This window comes from Streptomyces griseorubiginosus (genome assembly GCF_001514195.1).
GTDB classification, from domain to species: Bacteria; Actinomycetota; Actinomycetes; order Streptomycetales; family Streptomycetaceae; genus Streptomyces; species Streptomyces griseorubiginosus.
Genome location: NZ_KQ948736.1, coordinates 1,171,777 through 1,187,230, shown reverse-complemented (window position 1 = coordinate 1,187,230; position 15,454 = coordinate 1,171,777). Strand labels below are relative to the sequence as shown.

Annotated in this window: 10 protein-coding genes; 6 read left to right on the top strand and 4 right to left on the bottom strand. The window is 72.2% G+C overall.

Features of this window, described 5'->3' with window-relative positions:
* The first annotated feature begins 79 nt into the window (after positions 1–79).
* A complete protein-coding gene (locus AQJ54_RS17825) occupies positions 80–1,255 on the top strand; it encodes a pyridoxal phosphate-dependent aminotransferase (protein ID WP_062238437.1) in 1,176 nt (391 codons plus the stop codon).
* Positions 1,256–1,307: 52 nt separating this feature from the next.
* Here AQJ54_RS17825 and katG read toward each other — a convergent pair whose 3' ends face one another.
* Positions 1,308–3,524 (bottom strand): catalase/peroxidase HPI, encoded by a 2,217-nt coding sequence (gene katG / locus AQJ54_RS17820; protein WP_062022439.1) that lies wholly within the window; start codon positions 3,522–3,524, stop codon positions 1,308–1,310.
* 24 nt (positions 3,525–3,548) lie between these two features.
* Positions 3,549–4,001: a Fur family transcriptional regulator gene (locus AQJ54_RS17815; protein ID WP_062238705.1), complete on the bottom strand. Its 453-nt coding sequence runs from the start codon at positions 3,999–4,001 to the stop codon at positions 3,549–3,551.
* Between the two features lie 216 nt (positions 4,002–4,217).
* Between AQJ54_RS17815 and AQJ54_RS17810 the strand changes: the two genes are divergently transcribed.
* The 5 genes from AQJ54_RS17810 to AQJ54_RS17790 all read left to right on the top strand — a co-directional run bounded on the left by AQJ54_RS17810 (position 4,218) and on the right by AQJ54_RS17790 (position 11,689).
* Positions 4,218–8,780, top strand: a complete 4,563-nt coding sequence (locus AQJ54_RS17810) for a bifunctional nitrate reductase/sulfite reductase flavoprotein subunit alpha (RefSeq protein ID WP_079069888.1) — start codon at positions 4,218–4,220, stop codon at positions 8,778–8,780.
* A gap of 48 nt (positions 8,781–8,828) precedes the next feature.
* On the top strand, positions 8,829–9,476 hold the full coding sequence (locus AQJ54_RS17805) for a hypothetical protein (protein ID WP_062238435.1): 648 nt from the start codon (positions 8,829–8,831) through the stop codon (positions 9,474–9,476).
* Positions 9,477–9,511: 35 nt separating this feature from the next.
* A complete protein-coding gene (locus AQJ54_RS17800) occupies positions 9,512–10,222 on the top strand; it encodes a YcnI family protein (RefSeq protein ID WP_062238434.1) in 711 nt (236 codons plus the stop codon).
* Between the two features lie 66 nt (positions 10,223–10,288).
* On the top strand, positions 10,289–10,930 hold the full coding sequence (locus AQJ54_RS17795) for a hypothetical protein (RefSeq protein ID WP_062238432.1): 642 nt from the start codon (positions 10,289–10,291) through the stop codon (positions 10,928–10,930).
* 150 nt (positions 10,931–11,080) lie between these two features.
* Positions 11,081–11,689 carry a sigma-70 family RNA polymerase sigma factor gene (locus tag AQJ54_RS17790; protein WP_062238430.1) on the top strand — a complete coding sequence of 203 codons (609 nt, stop codon included), beginning with the start codon at positions 11,081–11,083 and terminating at the stop codon, positions 11,687–11,689.
* Between the two features lie 76 nt (positions 11,690–11,765).
* On the opposite strand, the gene AQJ54_RS17785 is transcribed toward AQJ54_RS17790, so the two are convergent.
* Together AQJ54_RS17785 and AQJ54_RS17780 are read right to left on the bottom strand one after the other, a co-directional pair.
* A complete protein-coding gene (locus AQJ54_RS17785; RefSeq protein WP_062238428.1) occupies positions 11,766–14,885 on the bottom strand; it encodes an FAD-binding and (Fe-S)-binding domain-containing protein in 3,120 nt (1,039 codons plus the stop codon).
* A 58-nt stretch (positions 14,886–14,943) separates the two neighbouring features.
* Positions 14,944–15,426 carry a MarR family winged helix-turn-helix transcriptional regulator gene (locus AQJ54_RS17780; protein ID WP_062238426.1) on the bottom strand — a complete coding sequence of 161 codons (483 nt, stop codon included), beginning with the start codon at positions 15,424–15,426 and terminating at the stop codon, positions 14,944–14,946.
* Between the last annotated feature and the right edge of the window lie 28 nt (positions 15,427–15,454).

The window sequence follows — 15,454 nt, the reverse complement described above, 5'->3', positions numbered from 1 at the left end:
GCCAGGACATGTCTGACCTGCTCCTTTGCCCGGCCTCGTATAGTTCGACGTGCTTCGATGACCCCGGGAGGCCGACCGTATGAGGATCTCGCAGCGGGCTCGGTCCGTCGCGCCGTTCTACGCCATGGAGTTCGGCAAGCATGCCGCGGCGCTGGAGGCCGCGGGGCGGCACGTCGTCAAACTCAGCCTGGGGGAACCGGACTTCGGGGCGCCGCCGGCCGTGGTCGAGGCGATGCGGGACGTCGTGGGCAGCCGGCCCATGAGCTACACCGGGGCGCTCGGGCTGCCCGAACTGCGGCTGGCCATCGCGCGGTTCTACGGTGAGCGGCACGGCGTCGACGTCGATCCGGCCCGGGTCGTCGTCACCGCCGGGGCGTCGGCCGCGCTGGTGCTGGGTGCCGCCGCGCTCGTCGATCCCGGGGACGAGGTGCTCATCGCCGACCCCTCCTACCCCTGCAACCGGCAGATCGCCGAGAGCTTCGGCGCACGGGTCGGTCTCGTGCCCACCAGCGCGGAGTCGCGGTACCAGCTGGATGCGGCCACCGTCGGGTCGTACTGGACCGACCGCACCCGCGGGATCATGGTCGCCAGCCCCTCCAACCCGACCGGCACCTCCGTACCGGCCGACGAGCTGGCCGCGATCTGCGCGCTCGCCCGGGAGCGGGACGCGTGGCGGATCGTCGACGAGATCTACCTCGACCTCGGCGACCACGACGAGCACGGGCGGCCGCCGCGCAGTGTGCTGTCGTACGACCAGGAAGCGGTCGTGATCAACAGCTTCTCGAAGTACTTCGGCATGACCGGCTGGCGGCTGGGCTGGTGCGTGGTGCCCGAGGCGCTGGTGCCGGCCCTGGAGCGGCTGGCCCAGAACTACATGATCTGCGCCTCCACCCCCGCCCAGTACGCCGCGCTCGCGTGCTTCACGCCCGAGTCGCTCGCCGTGTGCGAGGAGCGGCGGGCCGAGTTCGGGCGGCGGCGGACGCTGGTGCTGGACGGGCTCGCGCAGATCGGGCTGCCGGTGCCGGTGCCGCCCGACGGGGCGTTCTACGTCTACTTCGACGTCAGCGGCACCGGGCTCACCTCGTGGGAGTTCTGCGGACAGGCGCTGGAGGAGGCCCAGGTCGCGCTCACCCCGGGGCGGGACTTCGGGGTGGGCACCGCGGACACGCATGTACGGCTGTCCTACGCGGCCTCGGCCGAGGAGTTGAGCGAAGGCATCGCGCGGCTGGGGAAGTTCCTGGCCACGCTGACTTAGACATGGCACAGGGGCCGGTCCACCAGGACCGGCCCCTGTTTCACGCGGACGCTCAGACCAGGTCGAAGCGGTCCAGGTTCGAGACCTTGACCCACGCGTCGACGAAGTCCTTCACGAACTTCTCCTTGGCGTCGTCGCTCGCGTAGACCTCGGCGAGGGCGCGCAGCTCGGAGTTGGAGCCGAAGACCAGGTCGGCACGGGTGCCGGTCCACTTCAGCTTGCCGGTCTCCGCGTCCCGGCCCTCGAACGCCGTCTGGTCCTCCGAGGTGGACTTCCACGTCGTGCCCAGGTCGAGCAGGTTGACGAAGAAGTCGTTGCTCAGGACGCCCGGGCGGTCGGTGAAGACGCCGTGGGCGGTGCCGCCCTGGTTGGCGCCGAGGACGCGCAGACCGCCGACGAGGACGGTCATCTCGGGGGCGCTCAGGGTGAGCAGGTTGGCGCGGTCCAGCAGCAGGTACTCGGCGGGGAGGCGGTTGCCCTTGCCGAGGTAGTTGCGGAAGCCGTCCGCGACCGGCTCCAGCGCGGCGAAGGACTCGACGTCGGTGTGCTCCTCGGTCGCGTCCACACGGCCCGGGGTGAAGGGGACCTCCACCGCGACGCCGGCGTCCTTGGCGGCCTTCTCGACCGCCGCGGCACCCGCGAGGACGATCAGGTCGGCCAGGGAGACCTTCTTGGCACCGGTGTTGAACTCGGCCTGGACGCCCTCCAGGACCCGCAGGACCTGGGCGAGCTGCTCGGGGTCGTTGACCTCCCAGCCGCGCTGCGGCTCCAGGCGGATGCGGGCGCCGTTGGCGCCGCCGCGCTTGTCGCTGCCGCGGAAGGTGGACGCCGAGGCCCACGCGGTCGACACGAGCTGCGAGACCGTGAGGCCGGTCTCCAGGACCTTGGCCTTCAGGGCCGCGATGTCGGCGGCGTCGATGACCTCGCCCTCGGCCTGCGGCAGCGGGTCCTGCCACAGCAGGGTCTCCGACGGGACCTCCGGGCCGAGGTACAGGGACTTCGGGCCCAGGTCACGGTGGGTCAGCTTGTACCAGGCGCGGGCGAAGGCGTCCGCGAACTGGTCCGGGTTCTCGTGGAAGCGCTTGGAGATCTCGCCGTAGATCGGGTCGAAGCGCAGCGAGAGGTCCGTGGTGAGCATCGTGGGCCGGCGCTTCTTCGAGGCGTCGTGGGCGTCCGGGATGATCTCCTCGGAGTCCTTGGCCACCCACTGCTTGGCGCCGGCGGGGGACTCGGTGAGCTCCCACTCGTAGCCGAAGAGGATGTCGAAGAAGTCGTTGCTCCACTGGGTCGGCTTGGTGGTCCAGGTGACCTCGAGACCGGAGGTGATGGCGTCGCCGCCCTTGCCGGTGCCGTAGGTGGACTTCCAGCCCAGGCCCTGCTCCTCCAGGGAGGCGGCCTCGGGGTCGTTGCCGACGTGGTCGGCGGGGCCGGCGCCGTGGGTCTTGCCGAAGGTGTGGCCACCGGCGATGAGGGCGACGGTCTCCTCGTCGTTCATCGCCATGCGGCGGAAGGTCTCACGGATGTCGCGGGCCGCGGCCAGCGGGTCCGGGTTGCCGTTGGGGCCCTCGGGGTTGACGTAGATGAGGCCCATCTGGACGGCGCCGAGCGGGTTCTCCAGCTCACGGTCGCCTGTGTAGCGCTGGTCGTCCAGCCAGGTGGTCTCGGGGCCCCAGTAGACGTCCTCGTCGGCCTCCCAGACGTCGGCGCGGCCGCCGCCGAAGCCGAAGGTCTCGAAGCCCATGGTCTCCAGGGCGACGTTGCCGGTGAGGATCATGAGGTCGGCCCAGGAGATGGACTGGCCGTACTTCTTCTTCACCGGCCACAGCAGACGGCGGGCCTTGTCCAGGTTGCCGTTGTCCGGCCAGCTGTTCAGCGGCGCGAAGCGCTGCTGGCCACGACCGCCACCGCCGCGGCCGTCGCTGATGCGGTAGGTGCCGGCGCTGTGCCAGGCCATGCGGATCATCAGCGGGCCGTAGTTGCCGAAGTCGGCGGGCCACCAGTCCTGCGAGGTGGTGAGCACCTCGGCGATGTCCCGCTTCACGGCGTCCAGGTCGAGGGCCTGGAAGGCCTGGGCGTAGTCGAAGTCCGCGCCGAGCGGGTTCGCGACGACCGGGTCCTTGGCGAGGATCTTCAGGTTCAGTCGCTCCGGCCACCACTGGCGGTTGCCGCCGCCCTGGGTGGGGTGCGCGGCGCGCCCGTGCGCGACCGGGCAGCCACCGGTGCCCTCGGGCTTGGAGTCGGTGACGATTGCGTCGTGGTTCTCAGACATGGAGGTCCTTCCGAACGGGGTGGATCACAGAGCTGAAGCTGAAGTAACGGCTCGGGGGGAACAGGCGGGGCACAGGCCCCAGTAGATGACCTCGGCCTCGTCGATCGAGAAGCCGCGGTCGTCGGAGGCTGTCAGGCAGGGCGCGTGACCGACGGCACAGTCGACGTCGACGACGGCCCCGCACGACCGGCAGACCAGGTGGTGGTGGTTGTCCCCGACCCGCCCCTCGAACCGGGCCGGGCTGCCCGGCGGCTCGATGCGGCGCACGAGACCCGCCGCGGTGAGCGAGTGCAGGGCCTCGTAGACGGCCTGGAGCGATATGTGGCCGAGACGGTCGCGCACTTTCGTGGCGATCGCGTCGACGGGGAGGTGGTCACCGGCCCGGACGGTCTCGAGCAGTGCGACGCGCGCGGCCGTCACCCGCAGGCCGGCACCGCGCAGCTCGTCGGCGGTGTTCGGAGGCTGGGGGGCGGTCATGGGGACCAACCTACCCTCATAAACCTGAATGGTTCAAGAAATGGAACTGTTCCAATTCTGTGTCGCGTCGCACTGCGGCCCCCAAGGCGCTCACAAGGGTCCCCTGTCGGGTGTGCGGGCGGTGTAACTCCTGGTGAACGGCTCGGGAGACATCTGCGTAATGGCCGTTTCGTACGGTCGACGGAGATCGAGTCGTCGAGCTCAGGAGGCGTGCCCGTGGTGCGGACGGTCTGCTCGTACTGCGGCGTCGGCTGCGGCCTGGTGCTCGACATCGGGCGGGGCCCGGACGGCCGCCGTACGGTCCTGAAGGCCTCCGGCGACAAGGAGCACCCCGCCAACTTCGGCAAGCTCTGCACCAAGGGCGCGACCACCGCCGACATGCTCGCCGCGCCCGGCCGCCTGACCACGGCCCTGGTACGGCCCGAGCGCGGCGAGGAGCCGGTGGCCGAGTCCGTCGGCACGGCGATCACCGAGACGGCCCGGCGGCTGCGGGAGATCGTCGACGAGCACGGCCCCGACGCGGTCGCCCTCTACGTGTCCGGGCAGCTGAGCCTGGAGGCGCAGTACCTGGCCAACAAGCTCGCCAAGGGCTTCCTGCGCACCAACCAGATCGAGTCGAACTCCCGGCTGTGCATGGCCAGCGCCGGCACCGGCTACAAGCTCTCCCTCGGCGCGGACGGCCCACCCGGCTCGTACCAGGACTTCGACAGGGCCGACCTCTTCCTCGTCATCGGCTCCAACACGGCCGACTGCCACCCCATCCTCTTCCTGCGCATGATGGAGCGGGTCAAGGCCTCGGGCGCCAAGGTGATCGTCGTCGACCCGCGACGCACCGCCACCGCGGCCAAGGCCGACCTGTTCCTCCAGATCAGGCCGGGCACCGACCTCGCCCTCCTCAACGGGCTGCTGCACCTCCTGCACGCGAACGGCGACACCGACCCCGACTTCATCGCCGCCCACACCGAGGGCTGGGAGGCGATGCCGGAGTTCCTCGCCGACTACCCGCCCGCCGCGGTGGCCGAGACGACCGGCCTCGCCGAGGAGGACATCCGGGAGGCCGCGCGGCTCATCGGCGCGGCCGGTGAGTGGATGAGCCTGTGGACCATGGGCCTCAACCAGTCCACGCACGGCACCTGGAACACCAACGCCCTGGTCAACCTCCACCTGGCGACCGGCGCGATCTGCCGCCCCGGCAGCGGCCCCTTCTCCCTCACCGGTCAGCCCAACGCCATGGGCGGCCGCGAGATGGGCTACATGGGACCGGGCCTGCCCGGCCAGCGGTCCGTCCTCGTCGACGAGGAGCGGGCCTTCGTCGAGGACCTCTGGGAGCTGCCCCCGGACACCCTGCGCGCCGACGGCGTCGGCAAGGGCACCGTCGAGATGTTCCGGAAGATGGCCGACGGCGAGATCAAGGCCTGCTGGATCATCTGCACCAACCCGGTCGCCTCCGTCGCGGGCCGCCGCACCGTCATCGAGGGCCTGGAGGCCGCCGAGTTCGTCGTCACGCAGGACGTCTTCGCCGACACCGAGACCAACGCGTACGCCGACGTCGTGCTGCCCGGCGCGATGTGGACCGAGGGCGACGGCGTCTTCGTCAACAGCGAGCGCAACCTCACCCTGACCCCGGCCGTCGTGGACCCGCCCGGCGAGGCCATGGCGGACTGGCGGATCATCGCCGCCGTCGCCCGCGAGATGGGCTACGAGAAGGGCTTCTCCTACGACAGCGCCGAGCAGGTCTTCGAGGAGATCAAGCGGGCCTGGAACCCGAAGACCGGCTGGGACCTGCGCGGCATCTCCTACGACCGGCTCCGCGCGACGCCGGTGCAGTGGCCGGCGGCGAGCGAGGACGGGCCCGACCGGAACCCCATCCGCTACGTGGACGAGGACGGCGCCCTCCGCTTCCCCACGGCGAGCGGGCGGGGCGTCTTCTTCGCCCGGCCGCACCTCCCGCCGGCCGAGATGCCGGACGACGACTACCCCTTCGTGCTGAACACCGGGCGGCTCCAGCACCAGTGGCACACGCTGACCAAGACGGCCAGGGTGGCGAAGCTGAACAAGCTGAACCCCGGGCCCTTCGTGGAGCTGCATCCCGAGGACGCCGCGGCGCTGGGCGTGGCCGACGGCGACTCCGTCGAGGTGGCCTCCCGGCGCGGGCGGGCCGTGCTGCCCGCCGTCGTGACGGACCGGGTACGGCCGGGGTGCTGCTTCGCGCCCTTCCACTGGAACGACCTCTTCGGGGAGTACCTCAGCGTCAACGCGGTGACCAGCGACGCGGTCGATCCGCTGTCGTTCCAGCCGGAGTTCAAGGTGTGCGCGGTGTCGCTGACGAAGGTGGCGGTGCCGGTTGCTCTGCGGCCTCCGGGGGTCGGGGGTGCTCCGGTCGAGGCGGCTGAGGGTGTCTCTGCCGAGGTGGCTGGGGTGGCTGGGGGTGCCTCCGTCGAAGTGGCTGCGGTGGCTGGGGGTGCCTCGGTCGGGGTGGCTGGCGTGGCTGGGGGTGCCTCGGTCGGGGTGGCTGGGGTGGCTGGGGGTGCCTCGGTCGGGGTGGCTGGGCCTGCTTCCGTCGAGGCCGCGGCCGCGTCGGTCTTCGGTCTCGACCCCGCGCCGCCGCCCGTTCTCAGCGCGCAGGAGCGCCAGTACCTGGTCGGATTCCTCGCCGGGATCCCGGCGGGATCGCCCGGGGTGCCGGTCCTGCCTCCCGACGCGCCCTTCCGTCCCGAGCACGCCTTGTGGGTCAACGGCACACTCGCCGGGATGTACTCGCGGGCGGCCGCCACACAGGCGCCGGACACACGGACCTCGGCCACCCTCTCGTCGGGCACGGTCCCGCGCCGTGAGGTCGTCATCCTGTGGGCCTCGCAGACGGGGACGGCCGAGGAGTTCGCGGCCGCCACCGCCGAACGCCTCAGCACCGTCGGGCACAGCGCCTCCCTGGTCGGCATGGACCAGGCCGACCTGGGTCAACTGCCGCCCTCCGCCGATCTGTTGCTGATCACCAGCACCTTCGGCGACGGCGACGCCCCCGACAACGGCAGCGGCTTCTGGGAGACCCTGGCCGACCCCGGCACCCCCCGCCTGGAGGGCCGGCGGTACGCCGTCCTGGCCTTCGGCGACTCGTCGTACGACGACTTCTGCGGGCACGGCCGCCGGCTCGACCAACGCCTCGGTGAACTGGGCGCACTGCGGCTCGCGCCCCGCACGGACTGCGAACCGGACTTCGAGGACGCGGCCCACGGCTGGCTGGACGAGGTCCTGACGGCACTCGCGGGGGAGGAGGGGAGTGCGGCTCCGGAGGCCGGGCCCGACACCACCGGGCTCACGGGGGGCGGGGTCGGTCTGCTGGGCGCCGATGTCGGCCTGCCGGGGGGTGGGGTCGGTCTGCCGGGTGGTGGGACCGGTCTGCCGGGTGGCGGGGTCGGTCTCCCGAGTGCCGGAGTCCGTGTGCCGGGTGCCGGGGCCAGTCCTCCGGGTGGTGGGGTACGTATGCCGGGTGCTGAGCTCGGTCTGCCAGGTGCCGGGGCCGGTCTGCCAGGTGGCGAGGTCCGTATGCCGGGTGCCGGGGCCGGTCTGTCGGCTGTCCCGGCCGGCCTCATACGCAGCGGCCTTCCCCCGGTGCCCTCCGCCGTGACCGCTCCGGCCCCCGTCGCCCCGCGTCCGCGCAAGCCCGCCCCCGTCCTCGCCCGCCTCACCGGCAACCGCCTCCTGAGCCTGCCCGGCGCCGGCAAGGAGGTCCGGCGGTTCACCTTCGACACCGGGGCCGGCGAGACCCCGTTCCTGTACGACGCCGGCGACGCCCTCGGCATCCGGCCGCTCAACTCGGCGGAGCTGGTCGAGGAGTGGCTGACGGTGACCGGCCTCGACGCGACGGCCGCCGTGGACGTGAACGGCGTGGGCGAGGTCCCGCTCGGCGAGGCATTCCTACGGCACCTGGACATCACCAGGATCACCCCCGCCCTGCTCCGCTTCGTCGCCGAACGCACCCGTGATCCACGGGAGTTGAAGAAGCTCCTGCGCCCCGACAACAAGGACGAACTGGCCAAGTGGGGCTGGGGGCGGCAGGCCGTGGACGTGATCACCGAGTACGGCGTCAAGGCCGCCCCGCAGGACTGGGCGCGCACCCTCGGACGCCTCCAGCCGCGGCTGTACTCCATCTCGTCCAGCCCCCTCACCGACCCGCACCTCGTTTCGCTCACCGTCTCCGTCGTGCGCTACGAGAACCTGCGCGGCAAGCCCCGCCAGGGCGTCTGCTCACCCTTCCTGGCCGACGCCGCCGCGGGCACCCCGGTGCCGGTGCATGTCCAGCGCTCCCCGCACTTCCGCCCGCCCGCCGATCCCGCCACACCGATGGTCATGGTCGGCCCCGGCACCGGCGTCGCCCCTTTCATCGGCTTCCTGGAACAACGCCGCGCCCTCGGCGGACGGGGCCCCGCCTGGCTGTTCTTCGGCGAACAGCACCGGGCGACCGACTTCTACTACGAGGACGAGCTGGCCGCCTTCCTCGCCGACGGCACCCTCACCCGCCTGGACACGGCCTTCTCCCGCGACCAGCGCGCCAAGGTCTACGTCCAGGACCGGATGCGTGAGCACGGCCCGCTGCTGTGGTCCTGGCTCCAGGACGGCGCCCACTTCTACGTGTGCGGCGACGCCTCCCGCATGGCGAAGGACGTCGACCGGGCGCTGAGGGACATCGCGGCACTGCACGGCGGCCTGGACGAGGCGGGCGCGGCGGCCTATGTGAAGCAACTCGCCACCGACAAGCGCTATGTGCGGGACATCTACTGACCGGACCGCCGGACGGGCGGTGAACCACCCATGGGAGTATCGGTCGCCATGAGGGCATCCCCTGCGGTCCGCAGCCTGCGCGCGGCGGTGTTCGCCGCGTTGTGCGTGCTGCTGGCCGCCGGGGGACACACCCTGGCCACCGGCATGACACCGCCGGTGTGGGCCCAGGCGGTCGGGTTCCTGCCGGTGTTCGTGGCCGGCTGGCTGCTCGGCGGCCGGGAACGCTCGCTCGGAGCCATCGGCGCGGCGACCCTCACCTCCCAGGCCGGACTGCACCTGGCCTTCGGCGCGGCCGGCTCGCACTCCAGGGCGACCCGGCAGGGCATGGCGATGCCCCACATGGCCATGCCGCACACGGTCAAGGTCCACATGGCCATGCACGGCATGCGGATGATCCACACCACCCCCCCGCCGCCGCACGCCGTCACCCCGCACGCCACCGCCGCCCACCTCTCCGCCGCCCTCCTGCTGACCTGGTGGCTGCGGCGCGGCGAGGCCGCCCTGTGGTCGCTCCTGCGCCGTTCCGTCGCGCTGGTGCCCGGTCTCGCCGCCTGGTGGCAGGGCTACGGCGAGCCGGCCGCCCCGGACCCCGCGTCCCCGGCGCCCGACCACGGCACCCGCACGCCCCGCCCCCTCCTGCTCCGCCACACGGTCCACCGGCGCGGACCGCCCAAGACGATCCCGTACGCGATCTGACACCTCTCTTCCTCTGGTACGGAGATCCCTCACCCATGTCCCGAGCACACACCGCCCTGCGCCGCGCCGGCCTCGGCACCGCCCTCGCCGCCGCCGCGCTCCTGACCGCCGCCGGAGTCGCCTCCGCGCACGTCACCGTCCACCCCGACAGCTACGCCAAGGGCGCCACCGACGGCGTCCTCAGCTTCCGCGTCCCCGACGAGAGCGACACCGCGAGCACCACGAAGGTCCAGCTGTTCCTGCCCACCGACCACCCGCTGCTCGGCGTGCTGGTCTCCCCGCACGACGGCTGGACCGCCACGGTCACCGACACCAAGCTCAAGACGCCGGTCAAGACGGACGACGGCACGATCACCGACGCGGTCTCCGAGATCACCTGGACCGGCGGGAAGGTCGCGCCGGGCCACTACGAGGACTTCGACGTCGCCTTCGGCCAGCTCCCCGACGACACCGCCGAGTTGACCTTCAAGACCCTCCAGACGTACTCCGACGGCAAGGTCGTCCGCTGGATCGAGGAGGCCGCCAAGGGCGACGAGGAACCGGAGAACCCGGCGCCCGTCCTCAAGCTCACGTCGGCCACCGCCTCCGGCACGGCGACGAAGGGTTCGGCCGCCACCCCAGCCACCACGAAGGCCTCGGCGAGCGACTCCACGGCCCGCGGTCTCGGTGCCGCCGGACTGGTCGTGGGCGTGCTCGGCCTCGCGGCCGGGGCCTTCGCCGTCGTACGGAGCCGCGCCGCCAAGTGAGCAGTCACCTGTGGATTTCCGTACCCACAGGTGGTTCTCGGTGCCCGAATGGGAGGATGAGGCGCCATGACAGCAGGGTGGTGTTCCCGCACGCTACGGGCCGCGGTGTTCGCGGCCGTCTGCGTGCTGCTCGCCGCCCTGGGCCACGTCCTCATGTCCGGCGCCCACGTGCCGGGCTGGACGCTGGCCGCGGGCCTGGTCGTGACCGGGTGCGCGGGCTGGTGTCTGGCCGGCCGTGAGCGCGGACTGCCCCTGATCGTCGCCGTCGCCGTCTCGGCCCAGACGGCCCTCCACACGGCCTTCTCCCTCGCACAGCCCACTTCGGCAGCGCCGGACATGGGCGCGATGCACATGGAGTCCATGCACACGAGCGGCATGGACTCCATGGACTCGGCCCAGCTGGGGGCCTCGTCCGGCGTCGACGCCCTCGCGTACTGGCTGCCTTTCGGCATGTACGCGGCCCACCTGATCGCCGCGCTGGTCACGGGCCTCTGGCTGGCGTACGGCGAACGCGCCGTGTTCCGCATTCTGCGGGCCGTGGCCGGACGGCTGGTCGCCCCGCTGCGGCTGCTGCTCGCCCTGCCCGCGACCCCGCACCGGCCGCGCGTGCGGACGCGCCGGGCCCGGTCGGAGCGGGCGCCGCGGCTCGTCCTTCTCGTCCACGCGATCACCCATCGCGGTCCGCCTCCGGGGACGACTGTCGCCTGACGACAGCTGGTGACCCGGGGCCGCCCCTGTGCGCCCCGGGCCTCGGTCGTCCGCCCCTGCGGCGTCGTACGACCGCTTCCTCACCGGAGGGCCGCGCACCCCTGTGCGCCCGAGCGCTCCGGATCACGGCTGACCCGAGAAGGACACCTGGTGATCACTTCCACCCTGCCTGCGCCTGCGCCTACCCCTGACCCCGCCCCCGACGACCTCCGCGCCCGGCGTGAGTCCGCCGACGCCTCCGCGACCGCCTGGGCGCTCGCAGCCCGCGCGGGTGACGCCGACGCCGTCGACCACTTCGTGCGCGCCCTGCACCGGGACGTGCTGCGCTATGTCTCCCACCTGTGCGGCGACCCCCAGGCCGTGGACGACCTGGCCCAGGACACGTTCCTGCGGGCGCTCGGCAGTCTGCACCGGTTCGAGGGGCGGTCCTCGGCGCGGGCCTGGGTGCTGTCCATCGCCCGCCGCGCGGTGGTCGACGGCTTCCGGCACGCGGCGGTGCGGCCCCGCCGGTACGACGGTGCCGACTGGCAGGCCGCGGTGGAGCGGGCGCAGCCTCGCGGTGTGCCGGGCTTCGAGGACGGGATAGAGCTGGTCGATCTGTTGGGGGCGTTGTCCGACGAGCGGCGGGAGGCGTTCGTGCTCACGCAGATGCTGGGGTTGTCGTACGCGGAGGCCGCGGTGGTGAGTGGGTGTCCGGTGGGGACGGTGCGGTCTCGCGTGGCGCGGGCCAGGACGGCGCTGATGGAACTGGTGGTCTGAGGTCTGAGGTCTGAGGGCGGCTGCGGGTACGCCGTGGCTGGTCGCGCAGTTCCCCGCGCCCCTTAGGAAGATGCAGTCACCGCCTGTTTCGAAGGAACCGTACCGTCGTTCCAGCCACGGCCAGGGTCGCCAGAGCCGCTCCAGTCAGAGTCAGCGCCCTCGCTCTACGGCTCGGTGGCGTCGGCCTCGCCCCCGGGGTCACGCCGTACGCGCTGCCCGGGGCTCCCGGGATCGCGCTTGCCAGGAGTTCCGCGAGGTGGACCGCCTCGTGGCCGCCGCTGTCGAACTCGTGGATCTGGGTGCGGCAGCTGAAGCCGTCCGCCAGGACCACCGTCTCCGGGGGCTCCTCCCGCAGGCGGGGGAGGAGGACCCGCTCCGCGCAGGCCTCGCTGACCTCCAGGTGGCCCGGTTCGAAGCCGAAGTTGCCGGCGAGGCCGCAGCAGCCGGAGTCCAGCTGCTCGGCGTCGACGCCGGCGCGGCGCAGGAGCTCCCGGTCGGCCTGCCAGTCCAGGACCGCGTGCTGGTGGCAGTGGACCTGGGCGAGGGCCTTCGCGGAGCGGTCGGGGACGTGCGGGGGCTCGTAGCCGGGGGAGTGCTCGGTGAGCAGTTCGGCGAGCGTCACCGTCCGGTCGCGCAGCCGCCGTACGTCGTGGTCGCCGGGGAACATCTCGGGGGCGTCCGAGCGGAACACCGCCGTGCAGCTGGGCTCCAGGCCGACCACCAGGCCGCCCGCCCGCACATGTTCGGCGAGCGTGCGCACGGTCCGGCTCAACACCTTCTCCGCGGTCGCCAGTTGGCCGGTCGAGATCCAGGTCAGGCCGCAGCACAGCGGCTCCTCGGGGAGGACCACCCGCCAGCCCGCGTGCTCCATGAGGGTCACGGCCGCCCGGCCGATGTGCGGGTGGAAGTGGTTGGTGAAGGTGTCCGGCCACAGCAGGACGCTGCCGCGCGCCCCGTCCCCGTAGGGCTCGTGCCGGGCGAACCACTGCTGGAGGGTCTCCCCGGCGAACAGCGGCACCTCGCGGTTCTCCACACCGGCGAGCGCCACGGCCGCCCTCGACAGCGGCGGGGTGTGGGTCAACGCGTTGACGAGCGGCCCGAGCCGGGCGCGTCCGACCAGCTGTGCGACGGCGGGCAGCCAGCCCATCGACAGGTGCGCGCGGGGCCTGCGCCACCAGCGGCCCTCGTAGTGGTGGGAGAGGAACTCCGCCTTGTAGGTGGCCATGTCGACGTCGGCCGGGCAGTCCTTCTTGCAGCCCTTGCAGGCGAGACACAGGTCGAGGGCGTCCCGGACGGCCTCGGAGCGCCAGCCGTCCCGGATCGGGCTGTCGCCGTGTCCGTCGAGCATCTCGAACAGCAGCCGGGCCCGTCCGCGCGTGGAGTGCTCCTCCTCGTGGGTGACCTGGTAGGACGGGCACATCACCGCGCCGCCGTCGGTGGTGTGCTGACGGCATTTCCCCACCCCCACACAGCGGTTGGCGGCCTCGGCGAAGGACCCGCCGTCGTGCGGGAAGCGGAAGTGCAGCTCGCGGGGGTCGTAGGGGGCCCAGTCGCCGCCGAGCCGCAGGTTCTCGTCCAGCTGGTACGGCGCCACCACCTTGCCGGGGTTCATCCGGTCCAGCGGGTCGAAGACGGCCTTCAACTCGCCGAAGGCGGTGACGAGCCGGTCCCCGAACATGCGGGGCAGCAGCTCGCCCCGGCTCTGTCCGTCGCCGTGCTCACCGGACAGGGAGCCGCCGAACTCGACGACCAGGTCGGCGGCCCGCTCCATGAACCGCCGGTAGGTGGCGACTCCCTCGGCGGTGTACAGGTCGAAGGGGATCCGGGTGTGCACACAGCCGTGGCCGAAGTGGCCGTAGAGACTGGGTCCGGTGTCGCTGAGGTAGCCGAACTCGTCGTACAGGGACCGCAGTCGGCGCAGATAGTCGCCGAGCCGTGCGGGCGGGACCGCGGAGTCCTCCCAGCCCTCGAAGGTGTCGGGCCGGCCCGGGATGTGCGCGGTGGCGCCGAGTCCGGCCTCGCGGACCTGCCACAACTCCTGTTCGTGGGCCGGGTCGTCGAGGAAGGCGACGTCGGGATCGTGCTCGGACTCGTGAAGGCCGTCGAGCATGCGGTGGGCGTTCTCGTCGGCTTCCTGGTGGGTCCGTCCGCCGAACTGCGCCATCAAGAAGGCATTGCCGTCGGGGAGTTCGGCGCGGGCCTTGGGGTTGAGGCGCTTGATCCGCTCGTCCTCGATCAGCCGCGCGTCCAGGCCCTCCAGTGCGATCGGCTCGTACGGCAGGATGGCGGGGACGGCGTCGGCGGCCGTCTCGATGTCGGGGAACCCGAGGACCACCAGGGTGCGTTCCCTGACGACCGGCACCAGTTCCAGCTCCGCGCGCAGCACCGTGACGAGGGTGGACTCGCTGCCCACCAGCAACCCGGCGACGTCGAAGCCGTGTTCCGGGAGCAGGGAGTCGAGGTTGTAGCCGGAGACCCGGCGCGGGATGTCCGGGAAGCGGGCGCGGATCTCGTCGCCGTAGGTGTCGCGCAGGGCCCGCAACCGCCGGTACACGGTGGCCCGTAGATCTCCCTGCCGTTCGATCTCGGCGTACTCCTCGTCGCTGGTCCGTCCGCACCAGAACCGGGTGCCGTCGTACAACTGCACTTCCAGGCGGGCGATGTTGTCGACGACCTTGCCGTACGCCTGCGCGGTGGCCCCGCAGGAGTTGTTGCCGATCATGCCGCCGATGGTGCAGTTGGCGTGGGTGGCCGGCTCGGGGCCGAACCGCAGCCCGGTCGGGGCGAGTTGCCGGTTGAGTTGGTCGAGGACGATGCCCGGCTGGACGACACAGGTGCGGGTGTCCTCGTCCACGGACTCCACGCGGTCGCAGTACTTCGACCAGTCGATCACCACGGCGGTGTTGGTGCACTGCCCGGCCAGGCTGGTCCCGCCGCCCCGGGACAGCACCGGCGCGTCGTGCTCGCGGGCCACGGCCAGCGCCTCCGCCGCCGCCTCCGGGGTACGCGGCACGACCACGCCGATCGGGGTCTGGCGGAAGTTCGAGGCGTCGGTCGAGTACGCGGCCCGGCTCCCGGCGTCGAAGCGGACCTCGCCGTCGACCCGCTCGCGCAGCGCGCGCTCCAGATCCGTGGTGTCCGGAGGGGGCGCGTCGGGCCGTCGTACGACAGGAACGGGCAGGTCGGAGGTCGCCATGAACCCCTCCTTCGGTCGGGCGCGGGCACCGGCCGGGTACCCGCAACCGCACCGCTGACTACTCCGCCTTGGACTCCTCGGCGAGTTCCGGCATCAGGGCGCACAGCGCCCCGCGCTGGTCGGGGCCCATGAACCGGGCCAGGGCCGCCTTGACCGTCTCGGCGAGGGTGCCGGACGCCTCCTCGAGGAGGTTCCGCGCCTTCTCGGTGAGCGCCACCTCGACGCCCCGCTTGTCGCCGCAGACCGACTTGCGGGCGACGAGTCCGGCGTGCTGGAGACAGGCGATCTGGTAGGTGAGCCGGGTCTTGGGGCGGCCCAGCAACTCGGCGATCCGGGTCATGCGCAGGCCCTCCCGGGGGCCCGTGGCGAGCAGGCACAGGACCAGGAACTCGTCGTGCGAGACGTCCAGCCGTTCCTTGACCACGCCCCGCAGCTCCTGCTCCACGGCGCCGGTCGCGGCCAGCATCAGCATCCAGGCGTGCAGCTCGGCGGGCAGGAGTCCGTCACCCGCGGCGGAGGGACAGTCGGAGTGGTCGGCCATGGCTTCGATTCTACCCGTTGTCCAAATT

What these genes read in the sequence shown, in the direction of transcription:
- AQJ54_RS17825 (WP_062238437.1), top strand. Translation starts at nt 80, where the DNA reads ATGAGGATCTCGCAGCGGGCTCGGTCCGTCGCGCCGTTCTACGCCATG.
- katG (WP_062022439.1), bottom strand. Translation starts at nt 3,524, where the DNA reads ATGTCTGAGAACCACGACGCAATCGTCACCGACTCCAAGCCCGAGGGC.
- AQJ54_RS17815 (WP_062238705.1), bottom strand. Translation starts at nt 4,001, where the DNA reads ATGACCGCCCCCCAGCCTCCGAACACCGCCGACGAGCTGCGCGGTGCC.
- AQJ54_RS17805 (WP_062238435.1), top strand. Translation starts at nt 8,829, where the DNA reads ATGAGGGCATCCCCTGCGGTCCGCAGCCTGCGCGCGGCGGTGTTCGCC.
- AQJ54_RS17800 (WP_062238434.1), top strand. Translation starts at nt 9,512, where the DNA reads ATGTCCCGAGCACACACCGCCCTGCGCCGCGCCGGCCTCGGCACCGCC.
- AQJ54_RS17795 (WP_062238432.1), top strand. Translation starts at nt 10,289, where the DNA reads ATGACAGCAGGGTGGTGTTCCCGCACGCTACGGGCCGCGGTGTTCGCG.
- AQJ54_RS17785 (WP_062238428.1), bottom strand. Translation starts at nt 14,885, where the DNA reads ATGGCGACCTCCGACCTGCCCGTTCCTGTCGTACGACGGCCCGACGCG.
- AQJ54_RS17780 (WP_062238426.1), bottom strand. Translation starts at nt 15,426, where the DNA reads ATGGCCGACCACTCCGACTGTCCCTCCGCCGCGGGTGACGGACTCCTG.